Genomic DNA, 19,347 nt, shown 5'->3' on the forward strand with positions numbered 1-19,347 from the left:
GGTGAGCAACGCAATACCGAAGCCGCCATATACCACCTTAGTTACCTTCATGATTTCCTTATCTGCCTAACAGCTTTATTAGACAGAAAATTCGGCATTTAAATACAGAATTTTTCTATCTGGTAGTCTTACGCAAGACAGGATACACATTGATATGTTTCATACTTAATAACTTATCGGTCACGCATGATTCATCATCTCACAAAATACATAATTTCTCTCAAATAGAATTGCTGAAAGATGAGATCGAAAGCTCTGCAGATGAACAAGAGTGTGTTTTACGTGGATTATCTTGAAGAGTCGACTTCATATCATTTGACCTTTCTCGTTACCCACTACACCCAAATATGCAACCTATACCACACAAAGAAGTAAAGCTATATCACTTAAATATACATATCATCGACAAGGCTCTATTAGATGAGCTTGGTGTGATCAACGTAATGGCGATTAAAGATGGAGCTACAACCTTTCTTTTAAACAAAGAATCTCGCCAGGCAGTAAGCGGAATGTATCTCGTAGGCATGGACGGCCTACTCTCACTGAATGAAATTCAGCGCTTACCAGGTAAGAAACTAGTGATTAGCTTTAACGGGTCGACTTTAACCGTCGAAGAAGATGAAGTAAGAGTTGTAGGGCGAGTCGCACTAATAATGGAGAAGTGCTAACGGCTGAACTCTCGGGGCAAACCTCCCATGTTTTGCGTCATTCGTTCGCCAGTCACTTCATGATGAATGGCGTTAATATCCTAGTGCTAAGGGATATTCTTGGCCACGCCGTTATCAGTATGACAATGCGCTATGCGCACTTCGTACCAGAACATCTGTCTGAAGCCATTATCCATAACCCTCTTTCAAACCTATAGTCTGCCGCCAGAATATTTTTGTTCGGCTGTCGCCATTTGCCAAATTTCAGATAAAAAAGAGCCACTTAAAAGTGGCTCTATTCTTAAAGATTTATACAGTTATTTTAAACGTTATTCTTTACCGAATACGTTGTTCTCTTGCTCTTGTACACGGATGAAAGTCGTACGCTTCGTTAGCTCTTTAAGCTTTGCCGCGCCTACGTATGTACACGTTGAACGCACACCGCCAAGGATGTCTGAAATCGTGTCATGAACGGTGCCACGGAACGGAAGTAAAACAGTTTTACCTTCTGCTGCACGGTACTTAGCAACACCACCTGAGTGCTTGTCCATAGCCGACTGTGAAGACATGCCGTAGAACTTCATGAACTGCTTGCCGTCTATCTCAACAACGTCACCACCTGACTCTTCGTGACCTGCTAGCATCCCGCCCAGCATTACGAAGTCAGCACCGCCGCCGAACGCTTTAGATACGTCGCCAGCACATGAACAGCCACCGTCACCGATGATCATGCCACCAAGGCCGTGAGCAGCATCGCCACACTCGATGATTGCAGAAAGTTGAGGGTAACCTACACCAGTTTTAACACGTGTAGTACAAACTGAACCTGGACCGATACCAACTTTAACAATGTCTGCACCAGCTAGGATTAGCTCTTCAACCATGTCACCTGTTACAACGTTACCAGCAGAGATTACTTTGTCAGGGAACTCTGCACGTACTTTTTGTACATACTCAACTAGGTGCTCTGAATAGCCGTTAGCGATATCAATACAGATAAATACGAAATCTTCGCTAAGCGCCATGATTTGCTTAGTTTTCTCAAATTCAGCTTCAGAAGTACCTGTTGAAACAAATACGTTGTTCAGTGTTTTCTTGTCTGCTGTTTTTGCGAACTCAGCCCACTGCTCTACTGTGTAGTGCTTGTGTACTGCAGTCATTACACCGTGCTCTGCTAGAGCCGCTGCCATTTCGAAACTTGCTACCGAATCCATGTTCGCTGCGATTACTGGTACACCAGACCATTGACGACCGCTATGCTTGAATGTAAACTCGCGGGTTAATTCAACTTGAGAACGACTTTTAAGAGTAGAACGCTTTGGGCGGAATAATACATCTTTGAAGCCTAACTTAAGTTCTTGTTCGATACGCATGATAATTTGTCCTGTAATCATATTACGTGTCGTGCGTTTTCGGTAAGCGTTGGCAGACGCTTTACTGAGTTTCGGACACAAAAAAACCGGAGCGTTGGCAGACGCTCCGGTTTTCAGCATTATAGGCTGTGATTTACTAACAGCAAGTCTGATATTTCATTTTTTTTTGTGCTATCCTCTCAAAGATTCCATATCTAGTAAAAGCTCCCCACTCCTATTTTTCGACTAAATTCTTAGTAATTAATAACTTAACAACACATTCACGCAAACGATGTCTGCTTGTTGCGCAAACGTTTTCTTTTTAATTTCGTCGAAAAAATCTTCGACAAGGCAAATTTGTGAAAAAAGTGCCCTTTAATCACATAAAAATCACACTTTTCTTTAATCAAAAAATGCATTTTTCTTAAATAATTTCATTTTTTTCTGACTTTTTTCTCTTCCCGAGCCGATCTCAGCCCTCTTTTATCAGCCCTAAAATTTATAAAGTGTCAGGGCAAGTTCGATAAGTACTTTCGAAACTTGGATGAGCGGAGTGAAATCGACAAAATATCTCAGGTTAGATGTGCTTATTGATGAGATTCCAGCGGGGACAAACCGCTGTTGACAGAGCTAAATAACAACTCGACTAAAGTTAACGAACGCAGAACGCCTTCTTTAGTTTGAAATAATTACTACAAAATTAGATACAAAATGGCCAAGGGGATTAACCTTGGCCATTTTTTATTGGTGTTCAGACTACTCTTATAACCTTGAGGCTATGAGACGATTCAAGTTTCACATGAAGGTACATCAAGCCTTTTTCTGAGACATAAGAGCTTCTGCAGTCGCATCCTGAATAGACAAGAACAATGATGTCACTTGTCCAGTTGGAGAGCGCATTGGGTTAAGCGTGACGTTCTGATACATAAAGTCCGCTTGCTGAGTTACTGGCCTCACGTTGCGGCACTTAAACAGATAAGGTCTTTGTTGCCACGTAATAAAGCTACGACAGCCTAGGTCATAAACCGGTTTTATTTTAAGCCTAAACCACTCTTCAGGGATTTCAGGAAACAGTTCAAAGATCGACTTACCAATCGCGTCGTGCGATTGCTTACCACTATGGTGCGTCATGAAACCGTTCCAAACTTGCACCTCAAAATCTCGATTGATGACCACCAGCCCCATATCGACGTTTTGAACCATGTCCACCATCCAGTGAAACTGTTCAAATTCAGCAGGAAGATTCAGCATATTAAAACTCCTCCATTAGGTAGGCCAATTTGTTGTCTAGAAGAGGCAGAGACTCATCAACAAACATAAATAGAAGGTCGCAGCGAATAGAAGTGCCATCAATGTTGTAACTGACTTCAAAGGTCATGGTCTTCTTAAACGAGCCACTCGTGTTTTCGATAACAGAGTCAATTGAGATATGTTGACCTAGCAGAACCGGGGAGCCTTGGAAGAATCGAACCTCAGATTGCTCTCCTAACCCATTCAGGAAAGAGCCCACAAGGATGTTAGATACATCCATCAGCAGTTCTAACTCTTCCAGCTCTTCGCTTTCAGTCGGAACTTTCATGAGCTTTTTAAGATCGCTCACGCTCGAGTCACTTAATAAAACTAACGCTTCACCGGCAATTCCTTCTCCACTGAAGCCTTGGCAAACACCCGAAACTTGGTCGTTGTCAGCCAAGTCACGAAGCGCCATGTGCAATTCACTCACTTCGAAGATATTCACGTTTGGTAGCGGTAAGTGAACGAATACATTGAAATGACGCGCCAATGCATCTGCTGCTCGACCTATCGCGACGTTCGCAACTTCCATATAGATGTCACGTCGGCGCAGAATTGGTAACTCGAGCGGTGCTGGCGTAATAAGTTGCGGCTGTTTAGGCGGCTCAACATGCTCACGTAGAATTGCTTTTAATGCATCTTGATCGATTGGCTTTCGCAAAAACGCTTTCGCGCCAAGATCCAATACCTTTTGTTGCGCTTTAGGTTGGATGTCACCAGAAACCACGACAACCGGTGTGGTATCGCCTAATCGCTTCATCTCTTCCAGTGTGCCATAGCCATCGAGTTCTGGCATAGTCAGGTCGAGGAACATCAGTTTAAACTGGTTTTTAGCTAGCTCTTCAAGTGCGTTAAGCCCATGAACAGCAAAGGTTATATCTGCATTTAGAGAACTAGGCAGTGATCGAGCCATCTGCTTCCGTGCTAACGCAGAGTCATCACATATAAGAACTGGGAACGACATAAATGCACCACTGATAAATCAAAGCTAATTTGAACGAGTGTAACAGATCATTATGGTATCAGGTACGGGATGAATAGATTTATATGTAGATTATTAATAAGAATGATAAGACAGACGGGTGAGAGATTATTCTGAGTGATTCTTCATGTAAAACAATATCCTACAAAGCTATAGCAACGATGGTTAATGAGCCCCAATAATTACTTTTAATAAAGCTCAGTATTGCCGGGTAACACCACCGCCCATCAAAGCAGTAATGTGTCTAGAACCTGCCTGAGTAAGGAAAGATTATAACTGGTAGCTCGGCCACAGGATAAGCAGTACGAATCGAATAATCACTGCAAACACCAATAACGCGATCCCCAAGCGATACCACTTGTATTCTGCGACATTCATTGGAATGCGTTTATAAAACATAGTGATCACGCCTTTCCAATCACTACTGCGTTTCCCATACTGCATCACACTCGTTAAGACAAACAGTGCACCAAGTACTAACATTCCTTTTTCAGCCCAGAACAATCCAACTTCCATTTGTATATTCCTTGATATAACGGTGAGCGACTGGGATCATTTTAGTCAGCTTTGTTCGATGTTTCTGTAAGACCAAGGTCTAACGCGCTTTAGCCGCTCATCTAGGCTTAGCAAAGTACTTAACTGAACAACGTGTTCATATCGAGTTCAGCTTGCCCATCTATATTCTTGTTTCCACCAAACAGGAGAAATTCAATGAAATCACTGAAAAAGTCATTTTGTATGCTAACTGCTTCAGCTTTGCTTGTTACTGCTCCGTTGGTGAGTGCTTCGTCACCACAACAGCCAACACTCAGCCCGCTACAAATGGTTATTGCTTCTTTGAATCTAACGGAAGAGCAACAAGCAGAAGTGTCCTCTCTTGTTCAAGACTATCAAACAAGCAGAACAGAAATTGATATGGACAGCGCGATTGAGTTGAAGAAAAAACAGATCGCCCTAGTGACTCAACCTGAGTTCGATGAAACTGAGATGGAAAAAGTTATCGACACAGTTCAAGCCACTTAAAAGTCGATGGTGATGCAAGAGATGCGTCTTAAGAACAACATCTATAACGTGTTAACTGAAGAACAAAAAGAGCAGTTTAAAACCATGATGAGGTCAGCGCTCTCTGGTGGAGAGTAAGCACACAAAGGTCGAACCTAATTATCCATAGCCGCTCCCTGATTCCTGATATTAATTCACTCCCCCTTGAATCAATTAGCCACAGTTTTCATAATCTGTGGCTTTCTATTATAAGTAACGTATTACTTAGAAGATTAAGAATAAGCAGAACAACCTACATCAGGAGCCTTGCTATTTTTGTTAAGCACAACCATCAAATGGATAAGCAGCAGAATACCTGTCACTCCTAAACCAACACCTATTCCGCCCCAGATTCCGGCCAATTCAAATTTGGGCATTAAGTACCAAGCTGCAGGTAGGCCCAATACCCAGTAACCAATTGCGGTCATCACCGTAGGCATAGAGACAATCTTCATCCCTCTAAGCAGGTTGATTGCTAACAACTGCCAAGCATCAGCGATAAAGCAGAGTGCAACAACCCAAATCACAGAAGCCAGTAGCGATGTCATTGCTCCGGTACCATCATCAAGCTTGAAGATAGACGCAATCATTTCCGGCCATAAGATAAAGACAGCCGACAGCACCACACTCAACACCGACACTAATATGAAGCTTTGAATCGAGGTTCGCTTGATTCCTTCATAGTTGCCCGATCCGTAATCACGACCAACTAAAATTGCCGCAGCTTGTGAGAATCCGAAATTGAAGTTCCAAGTAAAACTCAAGCATTGCAGTAAGATTTGATGTAGCGCTAAAGAAGCGATACTAATGGTCCCTGCCATTAAGGTTCCGCCGTATATCAAGCCATGCTCTAGCAAAGCCGCAATCGCGATAGGTAAGCCCATCAATAGCAAAGGGCTCATCAGCTTAATGGAATACTCCTCTGTATGTAGCCAAGGGGCAAACTGTTTGAATTCGTCACGTTTGAATACCCAAATCGTGTAACCAATCATCACCATAAATGCCGCGATCGCGGTACCTAACCCAAGCCCTGTTAATCCCATTTCCAATGTAAAGGTTAAGAAATAACTCACTGGAACATTCAGAATTACCGTGATTATCGACATCACTAAAATAGAACGCACATTGCCGAACGCACTGGTTAAGCCACGCAACACCAATAAGATAAGCGAAGGCAACATCACCCATTTTAGAGCGTGTACGTATTCCATCGCTAGGGTAATCACTTCCTTTGGTTGCTTGGCGGCTTCTAACACCAAGGGGGCTAACCAGAAGCTTGCCATTAAGAGCGCACTAAGGACAAATGCCAACATGGTTGCGCCTTTCACTGCCAACCGAATTTGACTATTACCAAATTCAGGGCGAGCCACTCGTTGACCATAAGCGATCGCAATCAAATTCGCGACACAGCCTACCGTACTGCTCGCGATAATGAAGATAAAAAAGTAGATAGACGCGCCTAAGCCACCAGCCGCAAGGGCTGACACGCTGATTCGCGACATCATCCAAACGTCAGTAAGAACTAAAGCCATGGATATCAGTTGTGAAATGATCAAAGGGAATGCAAGAGTGAGTATTTTTTTCATGAGCACCTCGGTTAATTTCGATCAAAATACGATCGATGGGACTAGCGTTCAATTGATAAATTTGCGACTCTAACATTCCAAAAACTCATGCGAGTGAATTATGACCCCATATCCTAACCTGCCATCCTCACATAATGGCTTAAAAGCCTTCGAAGCGGCTGCAAGGCTGATGAGCTTTACACTCGCTGCCGATGAACTCAACGTGACACAGAGTGCGATTAGCCGTCAGATAAAACAGCTTGAAGATGAACTGAACGCATCTTTGATCATTCGTAAACATCGTGCGATTGAGTTAACAGAGCAAGGTCATGATTTGTATGTTGCTTTGCGAGAAAGCTACGGCAGTATCGAATCGGTTATCGCATCTTGGCGTGAACCAAAACAGAAACGTATCGTGATCAAAGCAACCCTGAGTTTTGCTACGCGCGTGTTGATCTCTAAGGTTCGTGAATTAAACGAGCGTTACCCAGATTACGAGATCGTTATTGTTCCAGTGATTGAAGAAGATGAAGCGATTAACAGCAGTGAGTATGACCTGTTGATCTTTCATACTCGATTTAAAAGCCGCTATGACAACGCTCCTGACATCGCCTTCTTACGTGAAGAGTTTATGGCACCCGTGTGTTCCACAAGCTTAACCAATGCTTTCGGTTTGACCAAGCAAAATACCGATCTCGATTCGATCTTAACCATGCCAAGGCTTCACCCGACTTTAGACCATCATGACTGGAAGGTATGGCTGGCCGATGTCGAATCGCCACCGACAAAGCCTGTTAGAAATACCAGCTTCTTATCTCTGGATATGGCACTCAGTGCTTGCTTATCCGGTGAAGGCGTCACGGTAACGGATCTACTTTTAGTTTTGCAGGATTTGCAACGAGGTTTTTTGCACTGCCCAAAGAATGCCAAAATCCAAAATAGTGCGTGGACCTATTTCATCCACCAGCGCACTCACTCTGCGGTAATCAACAACCTGATTGAATGGCTTAAACTAGAGACCAAAAACGAGATCGAGCTACTTAAGTCACTCTCCCAGCAAAATCATTGGCCAGGAGTGATTCATGATCATTGAGGGCTCTCACCCATGATTCGATGCTCTCATTAACCTTTTCATTTATAAAGTTTATTTATTGATTGGAATGACCTATCTTACGCCATATGACTCAATATACATATATTGGCATTTTTGTTTAGGAGAAAGTCATGGAACAACAACGTCTAAAAATCGCGATTGTCGGTGCGGGACTGAATGGTTTAGCCCTTGCGTTATCGCTATGTAAGTTTGGGATTCAAGCTCGAGTCTACGAAAAGGCAGCACAGCGACGTGCTGATGGTACAGGCATCATCATGTGGCCAGAAGGCATGCAAGTTCTTGCGGCATTGGTAGGTGTCGACAAAGTTAAAGCGGCTTGTAACCAAGTCGATACTACCTCGACATTGACGGCGACTGGTCTCCCAATCAACACACTCAATATGAGCGATTCACCAAGCAAAGCAAATGCGCCTATTGGTTTATTTCACCGTAGCCGTTTGTATCAATTGCTGCTTGATGAATTAGGTGATGAGTGTATTGCCACCAACCAGCATTGCACTGTCGTTGAGAATGGCGAACAGTCTCAAATTCTTATCAATGGCGAACCTCTTGATGCAGATATTATTGTCGGTGCCGACGGCGTGTTCTCGCAAGTCAGAAAGTTTGTGGCTCCTGAAGTCTCTCTGAGACAACCGAATGTATATTGCTGCCGTGGTGAGATTGATTTCAAAGCGCCAGAGATCAGTGACGAGGAGTGCTATGTATTCGCAGGTGATAAATCTCGCATCGTAACCTACACCTACGACCGAGAAACCCAAGGCAAGTACTGGTTTGCTGCATGTGCTGTTGAAGAAGGTGAAACGCTTTCTAAACAAACCGTGTTAGAGCAGTTCTCTCACTACCCCAGCTACTTACTGGATATGATTCGAGATACGCCAGAGTCGAAGATCTTACCTTCTCCCCTTACTGATGTTGCGCCATTCGATACTTGGTATCGAGACAACGCAGTTCTATTAGGCGACGCGTGCTGTGCAGTATTACCGACAATGGGTATCGGCTTCAGTTTGGGCATCGAAAACGCTTATGTGCTCGCACAAAGCATTGCCTCGAACTTTGAAGGGACAGAGCAAGCCTTCAAACGCTACCAACAGCGTGCTCAGCAACGTTCTCACGAGCTGCAAAACATCACACACAGACTGAGTGAACTGACTTATAAAGATGAGTTCAATCCAGTTGAAGTGGCAGAGCTTTACCAACAGTTTGCTATAGTGAATAGCCGCTCGCCTTTTTAACGGAATGATTCGCTAGCACTGATTTGTATACTAGAGAAGCCGCAGAACTCACTGCGGCTTTTTAGGTTATTGGCTCTGCTCTCTAGCTATAACAGATACTACAACTTAAACATACGCGCACTGCGTGGTGGCAGGTTAAACGTATGGTAGCGAGAAGAAATGGTTTCTGTCGCACTGCTTAATACGTCTTTGTATTGAACATGCCAATTGAACTCGTGTTGGTAAGTATCAACGGTCACGCCACGCGTTTCTCCACATTTGTTTATCCCAACTACCCCTTCTTTGCCACGCTTGAACAGCAAAGTGCACTGGTCACTTGCAATCATGGTCATTGTTTTGCCTTGCATCGCGTTATGGAAACTCAACATGTTTTTCATTTTCGGACTGTTCCAAACATTACCCCAGCGACCATTATCTTTGTCTTCTGAATCAGGAAGATCATCACTGTAGATCAGCGGCGTACCGCCATCTTTACCAAGGATATACGCGTAAGCAAGCTGCTCATCTTGGGGATCCATTATTTGGTAACGGAAGCCGTCGTTGGTTGGAATATCGTGTGTGATAGTAAAAGTAATGGCACGGCTATCAGGCAAGGCTTGTCCGTAAGCTTGTGGATCGTGCAATTGGTTCAAACCACCGCCCATAGAGAACGCGGATCGAATCAAAGCAAACAGCGGGAAATCGTACGCAGAATGATTGGTGTTGTTCAAGTAAGGTACTAAGAAAGACTCGTAGCCGCTGTTCCCAGCCCCACCACTGGTAATCACCTCACCAAACACGTGCATGTTCGAAGTGATTTCAGGCGTAAATACTTGGTCGATTTGGTACTGGCTCATGTGTTTCACTGCATCAATACGGAACCCCTTAATACCCATCTCTTTTAGCGCCTTCAAATACAAACGCTGCTGTGACACTACTCAGTTGTTTGGGTCGAGATCGGGTAGCCCGGTATCGCCATCAGCACCACACAAACGCCAATATTGAACATGTCCAGGATCATCCCAATCCCAGATACAACCAGCCGCATGAAAATCATTCGCCGAAACAAAACCTTGCGCTAAGTTGCCGAAAAGAGCCTGGTCAGCATAGTAACTTGAGCGGCTGGCATACTCGTTTAGCACTTCTGTACCAGGGTAGTTTAAGTCACTTCGCTTCCAGCTTTCATTCGCCATGTGGTTAAGTACAACATCCGCGTAAACATCAACACCGACACTTTTCAGCGTAGCAATCATTACCGCTAAATCTTGTTTATTCCCCAATGGAGAATCAATCGTGCGTAGATCTTGTGGTTGATAACGCGCCCACCATTGGGTCCCACTCGATTTCATTGCCGGAGCAACCAGTACTTTCTTGTAAACAGCTTCAGCGATTTGATTGGCATTAGCTGTCACATCTGAATATTTCCAGTTAAATGCATGCAAAATGGTGTCGGCATAAGTCGCTGAACTAAAAGAGCAAAGCGCGAGTGTGGATATGAGTAAAGTATTTATTGGTTTCATAGAACATATCTCTAATTACAAATTCACAGGAATGATATGAGTGATAAGGACAATTAAAACGCCCTATAAATCAGAGTTGGATTAGCGTCACCTTCTGTTGATGTTAATTTTATAAAGTTGAGCTATGGTCGATATTATGTGAGGCAAAATGTAATGTAAGTTTGGCGCTACATTGATGTAGCCGTAATTTGTAGAAAAGCAGAAATAAGAATTAATTGAATCAAGATGACGAGAAAAAGACAAAGGCTTTGGTCGGGTCTCCTAAACTAAGCTATGATTCCTTTTCACTCAACCAGTTGATATTTTTATGCCTTCTTTCTCTTTTTCTGTAATCCCTGTTGGGGTTAGATTCATGCTCCTCTCCGCTTTTGGATTCGCATTGATGTCAGCCTGTGTGAAATACATCAGCAACTATGGCATACCTGTATTTGAGATCGTTGCGGCAAGGGCGTTAGTGTCTTTAATCATTAGCTATATCGACGTAAAACGAAAAGGCATTTCTATCTGGGGTAATAACAAACCACTGTTGTTTGTTCGGGGTGCAGTCGGCACTGCAGCGCTGATGTGTGTGTACTACGCGGTAACAACCTTACCGTTAGCAGAAGCAACCATTCTACAGTATGTACACCCCGTATTTACTGCCTTGCTTGGCGTGTTATTCCTCAAAGAACGCGTCCAAAAATCGACTATGATTTGCATTGCGTTCTGTCTAGCAGGATTATTGGTGATGGTACAGCCAAGTATGAGCAGCAATACAAGCAGCGAGTTACCGTTATTCAGTATTATGGTAGCATTACTTGGTGCGTTTGGTAGTTCAATTGCTTACGTGATTGTGCGAAAGCTGAGCCAAACAGAAGACAGCTCTGTCATCATCTTTTACTTCCCATTAGTGGCTCTGCCAATATCGACAGCGCTTATTTGGAGCGACTTTATACTGCCGAGCCTATTCTTAACCGTGATATTGGTTTTGGTTGGAGTTTTCACTCAAATTGGCCAATATGGTTTGACCAAGGCAATGCAGACTCAAGCAGCAGGTAAAGTTTCGGCTTACTCTTACGTTCAAATCGTCTTCTCAGCGCTGCTAGGTGTTTGGATCTTCAATGAAATCCCTTCAATATGGACATATCTTGGTGGTGGTCTGATTGTGACTGGCGCGCTTATTAATGTGTTTGGGAAACAGCTATTGGTGCCGTTCAAAACTAAGTAGAACATCGATCGAAAGAACAGTTTGCTAATCGATCTAAAAAGGCATTGCGGAGTGTTCCACAATGCCTTTTTCAGTTTTTCCTACCTAATAATTCAACTAACTTGTAGCATTTCGCAGCTTAGGATCATCACTCAGATATTCAACGAACTCGACCTCAAAGCCTGCCGGATCCACAAAATAAACGTTCTTGCGATAAGGTTCTTCAGCGCCAGGTTTGGCAATAGGGAAACCCGCATCAATTAGGCGTTGGGTCACGCTTTCAATATCACGAGTCACATAGGCGAAGTGTGCTAGACCAACAGAGTGGCCATCTAAATCTCGATTCTCACCCTCACCATGATCACTAATGGCGATATACTGATACTCATCTCCGAAGTGTAACCAGTTTCGTGGCTTACCTGACCATTCACCCTTTCCTTCATCACGAACATACCAATGAGGGAATGCCGCTTTGTAGAAAGTCAGCATTTCTGGGATATCTTTAACGACTAAATTTACATGCTCAAGTTGGATCATTCTTCTCTCCTTAAAGTATTCTCGTAAGCAACGTTGCATATCCTAATACCTCTATTTAAGTTGAGGTAAAGCGTTAATTTACGGTTATTTCCAAATCGCTTTGTATAGCGAGAACCTTGATATATGCCTGTGATATAAATGTTCCGACCATTAAAGCCAAAAGAAACTTATCGGCAAATTCGTTTTCAGTATTTTGCATCTCAACCACTTTCAAATATCCAAAAGTTGTACTGTTGTATTGAGTAATAACACCCTAATTAACAGCGTATTCTCACTCGTACCATTATTTAGTTCCATAATGACTTTTTTGTCACTTTTAAGCTGAAATTCACACCACTGAAGTACGAACACAATCTAATAGTGCTCGCGTCTATCTTAGTGATCGGAACCTAAAAGCAAACCGTAACGATTTAAATACAAATGCTTAGCTATTTATCGTCGTTCAAACCGAGGGAGTCACACATGGACAACAGGATCACCATCATTGAGTTTCTTAGAGTATTCGAGTTCATTCGCTCTTCAGGGGAACAACTGAACAACAAATATCAAGTTGGAGAAATGATAGCTTGGCATGATTACGATGGTTACACCTGCTGGCTAAGCTACAAAGACGTCACCGTAACATTGATGTTTCATGGTTCGCTGAAAATTGAGTACGACAACGCATCAAACTATGCTGAATTTATCAACCGTTGTATGGGAGTGCTCGCCATGGAACCTTCATCGGACTAATGATTAATGGAGAAAATCATGAATGAGTCGAACTTCTCAACGTCTTCATTGCGTAAACGAGCAACCCCTTTATGGTTAACCCTGAGCCTTTCTTTGTTATGGTTTGAAACGTCAGCAGCAGGAATAGAGATGATTGATTTCACGCAAGCGAGCGAACAACAGAAATGGTCTGCGATCAACGACAACGTAATGGGTGGCATTTCAATAGGTGGGCTCGTTTATGATGGCGAGCACAGCCTATTTAAAGGTGAACTATCATTAGAAAACAATGGTGGATTCAGCTCAATAAACCGCTCCCTTGAATCGTTAAATCCCGCGGTGAACAATGCAGAGCTGTCGTTTATTGGGGACGGGCATACCTACCAGTTAAGGTTCACCACATGGAAAGACGGTTATCGAACCAACTACAAGCACAGCTTTGAGACCGTCAAAGGTGAACCACTCAAGAAAGTGTTCAGACTAGAGGACTTTCAAGCCGTGTTTAGAGGTCGATTACTCAATAATGCACCAGAACTCAAGGCTCAAGACATCAAACAGTTCGGCTTTTTGATTGCAGACAAACAGCCCTCACCCTTTGAGTTAAAACTGATTCAGATTCAATTTAAATCATCCCAATAAACTGAAGAGAGCACAGATGAACGAAGCCCCAGACACAGCTCGCAATACGAAAAATGTCTGGGGCTCTTCTATTAAAGCGTCAAAACTCATCCAATACTCAAGGGGTCAAAACGCCTATATTCTATATCTTCAGCACTTAGTATTTGATGGCAGTTTTACCAATCGATGCGCTGCTTTCAATACGTTGGTGCGCCTCTTTCAGTGTATCTGAACTCAAACCATTCAGTGTTGTGGTTAGCGTAGATTTGATACGCCCCGCATCAATCAAGTTCGCCGTTTGGAACAAGATATCTTGCTGCTTCTGAATATCGTCGGTGTTGAACAGCGAACGAGTAAACATCAACTCCCAAATGAAGCCTACTGACTTACCTTGTAGCGCCGACAGGTCAACCTCACTATCAAACTCAACAATCGAACTGATCATGCCTTGCGGCGCAATCAACTCTACCATCGCATCCCAGTGACCTTTTGTATCTGCAATATTAAAGATGTAATCCACATACTGGATGCCTTGCTCTCGTACTGATTCAACCAAGTTACGGTGGTTCACTACGTGGTCTGCACCCATGTCTTTTACCCAAAGCTCGGTTTCAGGTCTTGACGCTGTCGCAATAACATTAAGGTTAGTTAATTGCTTCGTAAGCTGAATTGTAATTGAACCAACACCACCAGCACCGCCGATGATCAGGATAGATTTTTTCTCTTCAGGGCGAACACGCAGGCGATCAAATAACGCTTCCCATGCAGTGAGCGTTGCAAGCGGCATAACAACCGCGGCTTCATCCGTTAAGCTTTGTGGCGCTTTAGCGGTGATGCGATAGTCGACGGCTTGGTATTCTGCGTTAGCGCCCATGCGTGTTACGTCACCCGCATAGTAAACACGATCGCCTAACTCGAAGCCTTCAACATTTGTGCCTTTGCCAACCACTTCCCCAACAGCGTCGTAGCCCAACACTTTTGGTTGCTCAAGTGTCTTATCTTTTGCGTTGCGAATACGGATTTTTGCGTCTGCAGGGTTGATAGAAGTCGCGCATACTTTGACCAGTAAGTCATTCTCTTTTAATTCCGGCAGGCTCGTTTCAAATTCAAACAGGCTTTCTGGCTCTGTAATCGCTAGCGACTGAGTAAATCCGATGGCTTTCATTGTAGATGGTAGTGACATGATGCTTCTCCTTAAATTCGATAATTGAATCTTAGAGATTTATCACTTTAGATAAACAGCCTAATTTTTGAATTATTATCAAATTATTTTTGATAATAACGTATGTGTATGTAAGAAAAATACTAAGATTAACCACAGCAAAATGCCCAATTTTATGGTTAATAGAGCAACTGATTCACGGCTCTGAACAGGGAAATGACATGCTTCTTGAAGACTTACAAGTAATTTTAAAGGTAGCGGAGTTTCGTAGTATCACAGCAGCCGCCACTAACCTAGACATGCGCACAGCAACCGCAAGTGCAGCAGTGAAACGAGTTGAAGCAGCACTCGGTGCAGAACTTTTCGTAAGAACCACTCGTCATCTTCGCCTTTCTCCCGCTGGAGAGCGATATTTACCAGAGTGCGAACAAGCGTTGAAAATGTTGGACCAAGCGAAACTCAATATGCGCGAGGAGCTTGGTGTCATTGATGGCGAAATTCGAATCGCGCTTTCATCAGATTTAGGGCGAAATCTTGTCATACCTTGGCTAGATGAGTTTCTATCTGATTACCCTCAAACGACACTTCGAACGAGCATCAGCGACAGTAACATCGACTTTTATCGTGATTCCGTGGATATGGCGTTGCGTTATGGTTCACCGACTGATGCCAATATGTACGGCTTCAAAATTTGTGATGTGCCGAGAATCTTATGTGCTTCGCCTGAATATCTCGCAGAAAAAGGCAGCCCAGACCTGCCAAATGATTTGGCTGAGCACAACGTACTGCTTTATCAACTCCATGACATGTTACAGGATGAGTGGGTCTTTAACGACGGCATCCAAGACCACAAAGTAAAGATCAAAGGGAATCGTGCATCCAATGACGCAGACCTAGTTAGACGATGGTGTGTTGCAGGAAAAGGCATCGCGATAAAGTCTAGTTTGGATATGTCGAGTCATTTGCTGTTTGGCGATGTGGTCAAGATCATGCCCAACTATGAGCCAACACCAACAGAGCTGTGGTTGATATGCCCGAGCCGTCAATCCATCACGCCAACCGTTCGTTTACTGAGAGATTTATTCCGTGATAAAACGGCAGAGATCCTTTCCAAGCTAAATAAACAAGGTGTCATCAACAGCAAAGCATCTTAGTGCTGAATTTCAAAACTGGATACAAAAAAGGCGCTAGCGAACCATTGTTCACGAGCGCCTTTTGCAAATGACTTATCACTGACCATGACAAACCGATTCGCTTACTTTAGAAGGTACTTAGTTACTCTTCGATGATATCGCAATCAGCACAACACTGAAGCGCTACTTCATGTTCGAACTCAATTGTGTCTTTACCGTCCTCAAGCAGCTCTGCGATCTCGTCAGCGACTTCTTGCTCATCATCCGCCTCGATTTCGCTTTCAAGCTCTTCTTCTGAATAACCAAAGAAGTTCAATAGCAAGTACTCGCGAGCTTCTTCTTTAGTGCAAACAACGTTCGCAGTAAGGTCTGGGGTAATCTCACCTTGTGCTGGTGTTTCAGTCAGTTGCGCTAAAACCACCTCTCTCATCGCTGGCGTTAACCAACCAAGATCTGTGCTTACTGTCGTTTTTTTGCAGTCAAAACAAGGCAGTTGGTGAAAGTAGTATTGAAACGTAGTCATAGGTAATATCTTCTTTAAATGTTGTATAGCGAGATTATGAGCGTTTTGTAGCAAAATACTATCTCAATCACAACTCCTAATGAGTGGATAGCTAGCTGTCGGTCAATAATTGCTTCACACAATCACTACCTAAATCGCTACACACATCGGCGTATTTGAGATCGGATCGCGGAATACTTTCGCATTTAGGTCAAACACATTATCAAGTAACGCCTCTGTCATCACCTCGTCGGGCGAGCCTTCTGCCACAACACTACCCTGCTCTAACACCACCAAATGATCGCAGTAACGACACGCTTGATTTAGATCGTGCAGTACCACTACCACCGTTTTGCCTTTGGCGTTCATCTGTTGCATCAAGTTCATTAGTTCCACTTGATGCGACATATCTAAATAGGTGGTTGGCTCATCAAGCATAACGATGTCCGTATCTTGTGCTATCACCATTGCGATCCAAGCTCTCTGCCTTTGTCCCCCTGATAAGGATTCTACAGGCTTATCAGCATATTCAAGTACGCCTGTATCACGCATCGCTTGCTCAACAATGGTTTGATCGTCTTTTCCTAACTTTCCCCAGTGAGATACATAAGGAGAACGCCCATATTCGACCAATTTTCTAACGGTAATGCCTTCTGGGCTAACTAGGATTTGTGGCAAAAGCGACAAAGAACGTGCAAGCACTTTATCGCCATAACTTGATAATGGTTTACCTTCAAACAATACCTCACCTGACATTGGGTTATTGATTCTTACCAAGGTTTTTAACAAGGTGGATTTTCCACATCCATTGGGGCCAATCAATGCGGTAATTTTCCCTTTAGGAATTGAAACCGTGAGGTCTGGGATGATCGTTTGTTTGCCGTACGCGACGGAAAGGTTCTGCGTTTTTAGCATGGTTACCAACCTCGATAACGATAAAGAAGAAAAATGAAATAAGGTGCGCCAATCACTGACGTCAGCACGCCGGCAGGCAGTTCGATTGGAGGGTTCAAACCTCGTGCGAGTGCATCCGCGCAGGTGACTAAAATGGCCCCCAATAACGCAGACGCAGGGATTAGCAACTTGTGATTATGCCCAAACACTAAACGCGCTAAGTGCGGTGCCAATAGCCCAACGAAACTGATTGTCCCGGCCACTGACACGCTGACACTTGCGAGTAACACAGCGGCCAACAATGCGAGAACCTGAATCTGTTTTGGTTTGATACCCAAGGTAGTCGCACTTTCCTGACCAAGTCCCAACACGTCTAATCGCCAAGCAAGCCATAATGCCATTGGTAATAGTAAAACCAACGTCCCCCAGATAAATGGGACTTGCTGCCAGTTCCTACCCCAAAGGCTACCTGTGAGCCATACCATGGCTGTATTGATCTCGATAGGGTTAGTGACGAGTAAGAAATCAATACAACTGGCCAGAAACGCACTCACCGCAATACCAATCAATGCCAATTTAGCCGGTGTTGGCTGAGACCACCATGCCAATAAGGCAATCAACCCAGCTGCAAAAACACCACCACACATCGCAAATATAGGAAGCAAACTCACTGGCGCATTCGGAAACCAAACCAAACTCGCTGTTGCAGCCAGGCCTGCTCCGGCACTAATTCCCATTAGGTCAGGAGAGGCCAGAGGGTTACGTATCACCCCTTGAACTAACACACCTGAAAGCCCCAACCCTGCACCGACACTGATTGCGAGTAACATACGTGGCAACCGATACTGTTGGATAACAAAATCGTCATTAGAAAAAGCGATCAGGTGTTCTATCACTTGAGAAGTAGAAAGTGACGCTGCTCCAAAAAACAAGCCAAAAAAGGCCGTCAACATCAGTAGCCCAAGTAACAACAATAACTTTGCACTACGCTGCATTAAGACTTCCTCGTCGCGATAAGAATAAAACAAGGTGTCCCCAATAAAGCGGTAATGACACCCACAGGCGTTACTGTCGGGAAAGCAATAGCTCGCGAAAACGCGTCTGACCAAGATACCAATGCAGCACCAGCCATAGCGGAAACGGGAATCAACACATGGTAATTATGCCCAACCATAGGACGAACTAAGTGGGGAATTAACAATCCGACAAAGCCAATAGGGCCTGCAATAGCGACACTCGCGCCCGCCAGCAAAACAATGGTCACACTACAAATGAATCGCGTAAGGCGGATGTTACTTCCTAGCCCAACCGCAACCTCTTCACCCAACGCCAGTAAATTGAGGTTACGCGCCAAGCTAATAGCTAACCCTAACCCAACAATTAGGGGTGGCCACAACATTCGCCACTGCTCATCATTAACAGTAGACAATGAGCCTGTAAGCCAATGCAGAACGCTATAAGCCATATCGTCGGCAAGAATCAATGCTGCTCGAGTCAAACCAATCAATAATGCTGTAATGGCGATGCCCGCTAAAACCAAGCGCAATGGGTGAGATCGTGCAGAAAAAAAACCACCGAGGATCATCACAGCACAACCACTTAACGAAGCACCGATAACAGCATTAAGAATTGGATTTAATTCACTGACAATAGGCACGCCTATGGCAGCTAAAGCCATAAAACAGGCAGCACCAGAATTAATACCAAGAATAGAAGGAGATGCGAGTGGGTTTCTTGTTAAGCCCTGCATCAATAAGCCCGCAACCGCTAAACTCGCTCCAATCAACAACCCAGCATAGGCTCTTGGCGCTCTCAAAGTTGCCAAAATTTGATGAGTCATATTGCTCGTATCAAACTCAAACCAATAGCCAACTAAGTC

The 19,347-nt window shown here is 43.9% G+C and carries 21 protein-coding genes and 1 pseudogene; 9 read left to right on the forward strand and 13 right to left on the reverse strand.

Annotated features, from left to right (window positions below; genetic code table 11):
- The first annotated feature begins 347 nt into the window (after positions 1 to 347).
- Both ACTRWI_RS19160 and ACTRWI_RS19165 read left to right on the forward strand, forming a co-directional pair.
- Positions 348 to 668, forward strand: coding sequence for a S24/S26 family peptidase (locus tag ACTRWI_RS19160; RefSeq protein ID WP_499133366.1), 321 nt, complete (start codon positions 348 to 350; stop codon positions 666 to 668).
- 14 nt (positions 669 to 682) lie between these two features.
- A pseudogene (locus ACTRWI_RS19165) lies at positions 683 to 865 on the forward strand (tyrosine-type recombinase/integrase); the annotation flags it as partial.
- Positions 866 to 976: 111 nt separating this feature from the next.
- Here the strand turns inward: ACTRWI_RS19165 and ACTRWI_RS19170 are convergent.
- The 4 genes from ACTRWI_RS19170 to ACTRWI_RS19185 all read right to left on the reverse strand — a co-directional run bounded on the left by ACTRWI_RS19170 (position 977) and on the right by ACTRWI_RS19185 (position 4,790).
- Positions 977 to 2,020 carry a GMP reductase gene (locus ACTRWI_RS19170; RefSeq protein ID WP_499133386.1) on the reverse strand — a complete coding sequence of 348 codons (1,044 nt, stop codon included), beginning with the start codon at positions 2,018 to 2,020 and terminating at the stop codon, positions 977 to 979.
- 789 nt (positions 2,021 to 2,809) lie between these two features.
- Complete coding sequence (locus ACTRWI_RS19175; RefSeq protein ID WP_499133367.1) at positions 2,810 to 3,250, reverse strand: PAS domain-containing protein; 441 nt, start codon at positions 3,248 to 3,250, stop codon at positions 2,810 to 2,812.
- Position 3,251: 1 nt separating this feature from the next.
- On the reverse strand, positions 3,252 to 4,256 hold the full coding sequence (locus ACTRWI_RS19180) for a response regulator (RefSeq protein ID WP_499133368.1): 1,005 nt from the start codon (positions 4,254 to 4,256) through the stop codon (positions 3,252 to 3,254).
- A gap of 288 nt (positions 4,257 to 4,544) precedes the next feature.
- Complete coding sequence (locus tag ACTRWI_RS19185; protein ID WP_499133369.1) at positions 4,545 to 4,790, reverse strand: hypothetical protein; 246 nt, start codon at positions 4,788 to 4,790, stop codon at positions 4,545 to 4,547.
- Positions 4,791 to 4,985: 195 nt separating this feature from the next.
- On the opposite strand from ACTRWI_RS19185, the gene ACTRWI_RS19190 reads away from it, so the two are divergent.
- Positions 4,986 to 5,297: a Spy/CpxP family protein refolding chaperone gene (locus ACTRWI_RS19190; RefSeq protein ID WP_499133370.1), complete on the forward strand. Its 312-nt coding sequence runs from the start codon at positions 4,986 to 4,988 to the stop codon at positions 5,295 to 5,297.
- A gap of 251 nt (positions 5,298 to 5,548) precedes the next feature.
- Here ACTRWI_RS19190 and ACTRWI_RS19195 read toward each other — a convergent pair whose 3' ends face one another.
- On the reverse strand, positions 5,549 to 6,901 hold the full coding sequence (locus tag ACTRWI_RS19195) for an MATE family efflux transporter (protein WP_499133371.1): 1,353 nt from the start codon (positions 6,899 to 6,901) through the stop codon (positions 5,549 to 5,551).
- A gap of 100 nt (positions 6,902 to 7,001) precedes the next feature.
- Between ACTRWI_RS19195 and ACTRWI_RS19200 the strand changes: the two genes are divergently transcribed.
- Positions 7,002 to 7,973, forward strand: coding sequence for a LysR family transcriptional regulator (locus ACTRWI_RS19200; protein ID WP_499133372.1), 972 nt, complete (start codon positions 7,002 to 7,004; stop codon positions 7,971 to 7,973).
- Positions 7,974 to 8,104: 131 nt separating this feature from the next.
- Complete coding sequence (locus ACTRWI_RS19205) at positions 8,105 to 9,226, forward strand: FAD-dependent monooxygenase (protein ID WP_499133373.1); 1,122 nt, start codon at positions 8,105 to 8,107, stop codon at positions 9,224 to 9,226.
- 98 nt (positions 9,227 to 9,324) lie between these two features.
- Here the strand turns inward: ACTRWI_RS19205 and ACTRWI_RS19210 are convergent, their stop codons facing one another.
- On the reverse strand, positions 9,325 to 10,101 hold the full coding sequence (locus ACTRWI_RS19210; RefSeq protein ID WP_499133374.1) for an alpha-amylase family protein: 777 nt from the start codon (positions 10,099 to 10,101) through the stop codon (positions 9,325 to 9,327).
- Positions 10,102 to 10,143: 42 nt separating this feature from the next.
- Positions 10,144 to 10,725 carry an alpha-amylase family glycosyl hydrolase gene (locus ACTRWI_RS19215; protein ID WP_499133375.1) on the reverse strand — a complete coding sequence of 194 codons (582 nt, stop codon included), beginning with the start codon at positions 10,723 to 10,725 and terminating at the stop codon, positions 10,144 to 10,146.
- 352 nt (positions 10,726 to 11,077) lie between these two features.
- Here ACTRWI_RS19215 and ACTRWI_RS19220 point away from each other — a divergent pair, with 352 nt between their 5' ends.
- A complete protein-coding gene (locus tag ACTRWI_RS19220) occupies positions 11,078 to 11,932 on the forward strand; it encodes a DMT family transporter (protein ID WP_499133376.1) in 855 nt (284 codons plus the stop codon).
- 96 nt (positions 11,933 to 12,028) lie between these two features.
- Here the strand turns inward: ACTRWI_RS19220 and ACTRWI_RS19225 are convergent, their stop codons facing one another.
- Entirely contained in the window at positions 12,029 to 12,448 is a 420-nt protein-coding gene (locus tag ACTRWI_RS19225) for a VOC family protein (protein ID WP_499133377.1), read from the reverse strand.
- 462 nt (positions 12,449 to 12,910) lie between these two features.
- On the opposite strand from ACTRWI_RS19225, the gene ACTRWI_RS19230 reads away from it, so the two are divergent.
- Both ACTRWI_RS19230 and ACTRWI_RS19235 read left to right on the forward strand, forming a co-directional pair.
- Positions 12,911 to 13,180 (forward strand): DUF3081 domain-containing protein, encoded by a 270-nt coding sequence (locus ACTRWI_RS19230; RefSeq protein ID WP_499133378.1) that lies wholly within the window; start codon positions 12,911 to 12,913, stop codon positions 13,178 to 13,180.
- 18 nt (positions 13,181 to 13,198) lie between these two features.
- Entirely contained in the window at positions 13,199 to 13,798 is a 600-nt protein-coding gene (locus ACTRWI_RS19235) for a CIA30 family protein (protein WP_499133379.1), read from the forward strand.
- A gap of 136 nt (positions 13,799 to 13,934) precedes the next feature.
- Here the strand turns inward: ACTRWI_RS19235 and ACTRWI_RS19240 are convergent, their stop codons facing one another.
- Positions 13,935 to 14,960, reverse strand: a complete 1,026-nt coding sequence (locus ACTRWI_RS19240) for a zinc-binding alcohol dehydrogenase family protein (RefSeq protein ID WP_499133380.1) — start codon at positions 14,958 to 14,960, stop codon at positions 13,935 to 13,937.
- Positions 14,961 to 15,160: 200 nt separating this feature from the next.
- On the opposite strand from ACTRWI_RS19240, the gene ACTRWI_RS19245 reads away from it, so the two are divergent.
- Positions 15,161 to 16,093 (forward strand): LysR family transcriptional regulator, encoded by a 933-nt coding sequence (locus tag ACTRWI_RS19245; RefSeq protein WP_499133381.1) that lies wholly within the window; start codon positions 15,161 to 15,163, stop codon positions 16,091 to 16,093.
- A 121-nt stretch (positions 16,094 to 16,214) separates the two neighbouring features.
- On the opposite strand, the gene ACTRWI_RS19250 is transcribed toward ACTRWI_RS19245, so the two are convergent.
- The 4 genes from ACTRWI_RS19250 to ACTRWI_RS19265 all read right to left on the reverse strand — a co-directional run.
- Complete coding sequence (locus ACTRWI_RS19250; RefSeq protein WP_499133382.1) at positions 16,215 to 16,595, reverse strand: hypothetical protein; 381 nt, start codon at positions 16,593 to 16,595, stop codon at positions 16,215 to 16,217.
- A 129-nt stretch (positions 16,596 to 16,724) separates the two neighbouring features.
- On the reverse strand, positions 16,725 to 17,489 hold the full coding sequence (gene fecE / locus ACTRWI_RS19255) for a Fe(3+) dicitrate ABC transporter ATP-binding protein FecE (protein WP_499133383.1): 765 nt from the start codon (positions 17,487 to 17,489) through the stop codon (positions 16,725 to 16,727).
- A 2-nt stretch (positions 17,490 to 17,491) separates the two neighbouring features.
- Positions 17,492 to 18,463: a FecCD family ABC transporter permease gene (locus ACTRWI_RS19260; RefSeq protein WP_499133384.1), complete on the reverse strand. Its 972-nt coding sequence runs from the start codon at positions 18,461 to 18,463 to the stop codon at positions 17,492 to 17,494.
- On the reverse strand, positions 18,463 to 19,347 hold an 885-nt coding region (locus ACTRWI_RS19265; RefSeq protein ID WP_499133385.1), incomplete at its 5' end, for a FecCD family ABC transporter permease. The genes ACTRWI_RS19260 and ACTRWI_RS19265, both read right to left, overlap by 1 nt.

Source organism: Pseudoalteromonas sp. G5_S1_14_S5, from assembly GCF_054968605.1.

Bases quoted from the DNA above. Each gene is read 5' to 3' on its own strand.
- ACTRWI_RS19160 (WP_499133366.1), top strand. From the start codon at position 348: ATGCAACCTATACCACACAAAGAAGTAAAGCTATATCACTTAAATATA.
- ACTRWI_RS19170 (WP_499133386.1), bottom strand. From the start codon at position 2,020: ATGCGTATCGAACAAGAACTTAAGTTAGGCTTCAAAGATGTATTATTC.
- ACTRWI_RS19175 (WP_499133367.1), bottom strand. From the start codon at position 3,250: ATGCTGAATCTTCCTGCTGAATTTGAACAGTTTCACTGGATGGTGGAC.
- ACTRWI_RS19180 (WP_499133368.1), bottom strand. From the start codon at position 4,256: ATGTCGTTCCCAGTTCTTATATGTGATGACTCTGCGTTAGCACGGAAG.
- ACTRWI_RS19185 (WP_499133369.1), bottom strand. From the start codon at position 4,790: ATGGAAGTTGGATTGTTCTGGGCTGAAAAAGGAATGTTAGTACTTGGT.
- ACTRWI_RS19190 (WP_499133370.1), top strand. From the start codon at position 4,986: ATGAAATCACTGAAAAAGTCATTTTGTATGCTAACTGCTTCAGCTTTG.
- ACTRWI_RS19195 (WP_499133371.1), bottom strand. From the start codon at position 6,901: ATGAAAAAAATACTCACTCTTGCATTCCCTTTGATCATTTCACAACTG.
- ACTRWI_RS19200 (WP_499133372.1), top strand. From the start codon at position 7,002: ATGACCCCATATCCTAACCTGCCATCCTCACATAATGGCTTAAAAGCC.
- ACTRWI_RS19205 (WP_499133373.1), top strand. From the start codon at position 8,105: ATGGAACAACAACGTCTAAAAATCGCGATTGTCGGTGCGGGACTGAAT.
- ACTRWI_RS19210 (WP_499133374.1), bottom strand. From the start codon at position 10,101: ATGGGTATTAAGGGGTTCCGTATTGATGCAGTGAAACACATGAGCCAG.
- ACTRWI_RS19215 (WP_499133375.1), bottom strand. From the start codon at position 10,725: ATGAAACCAATAAATACTTTACTCATATCCACACTCGCGCTTTGCTCT.
- ACTRWI_RS19220 (WP_499133376.1), top strand. From the start codon at position 11,078: ATGCTCCTCTCCGCTTTTGGATTCGCATTGATGTCAGCCTGTGTGAAA.
- ACTRWI_RS19225 (WP_499133377.1), bottom strand. From the start codon at position 12,448: ATGATCCAACTTGAGCATGTAAATTTAGTCGTTAAAGATATCCCAGAA.
- ACTRWI_RS19230 (WP_499133378.1), top strand. From the start codon at position 12,911: ATGGACAACAGGATCACCATCATTGAGTTTCTTAGAGTATTCGAGTTC.
- ACTRWI_RS19235 (WP_499133379.1), top strand. From the start codon at position 13,199: ATGAATGAGTCGAACTTCTCAACGTCTTCATTGCGTAAACGAGCAACC.
- ACTRWI_RS19240 (WP_499133380.1), bottom strand. From the start codon at position 14,960: ATGTCACTACCATCTACAATGAAAGCCATCGGATTTACTCAGTCGCTA.
- ACTRWI_RS19245 (WP_499133381.1), top strand. From the start codon at position 15,161: ATGCTTCTTGAAGACTTACAAGTAATTTTAAAGGTAGCGGAGTTTCGT.
- ACTRWI_RS19250 (WP_499133382.1), bottom strand. From the start codon at position 16,595: ATGACTACGTTTCAATACTACTTTCACCAACTGCCTTGTTTTGACTGC.
- fecE (WP_499133383.1), bottom strand. From the start codon at position 17,489: ATGCTAAAAACGCAGAACCTTTCCGTCGCGTACGGCAAACAAACGATC.
- ACTRWI_RS19260 (WP_499133384.1), bottom strand. From the start codon at position 18,463: ATGCAGCGTAGTGCAAAGTTATTGTTGTTACTTGGGCTACTGATGTTG.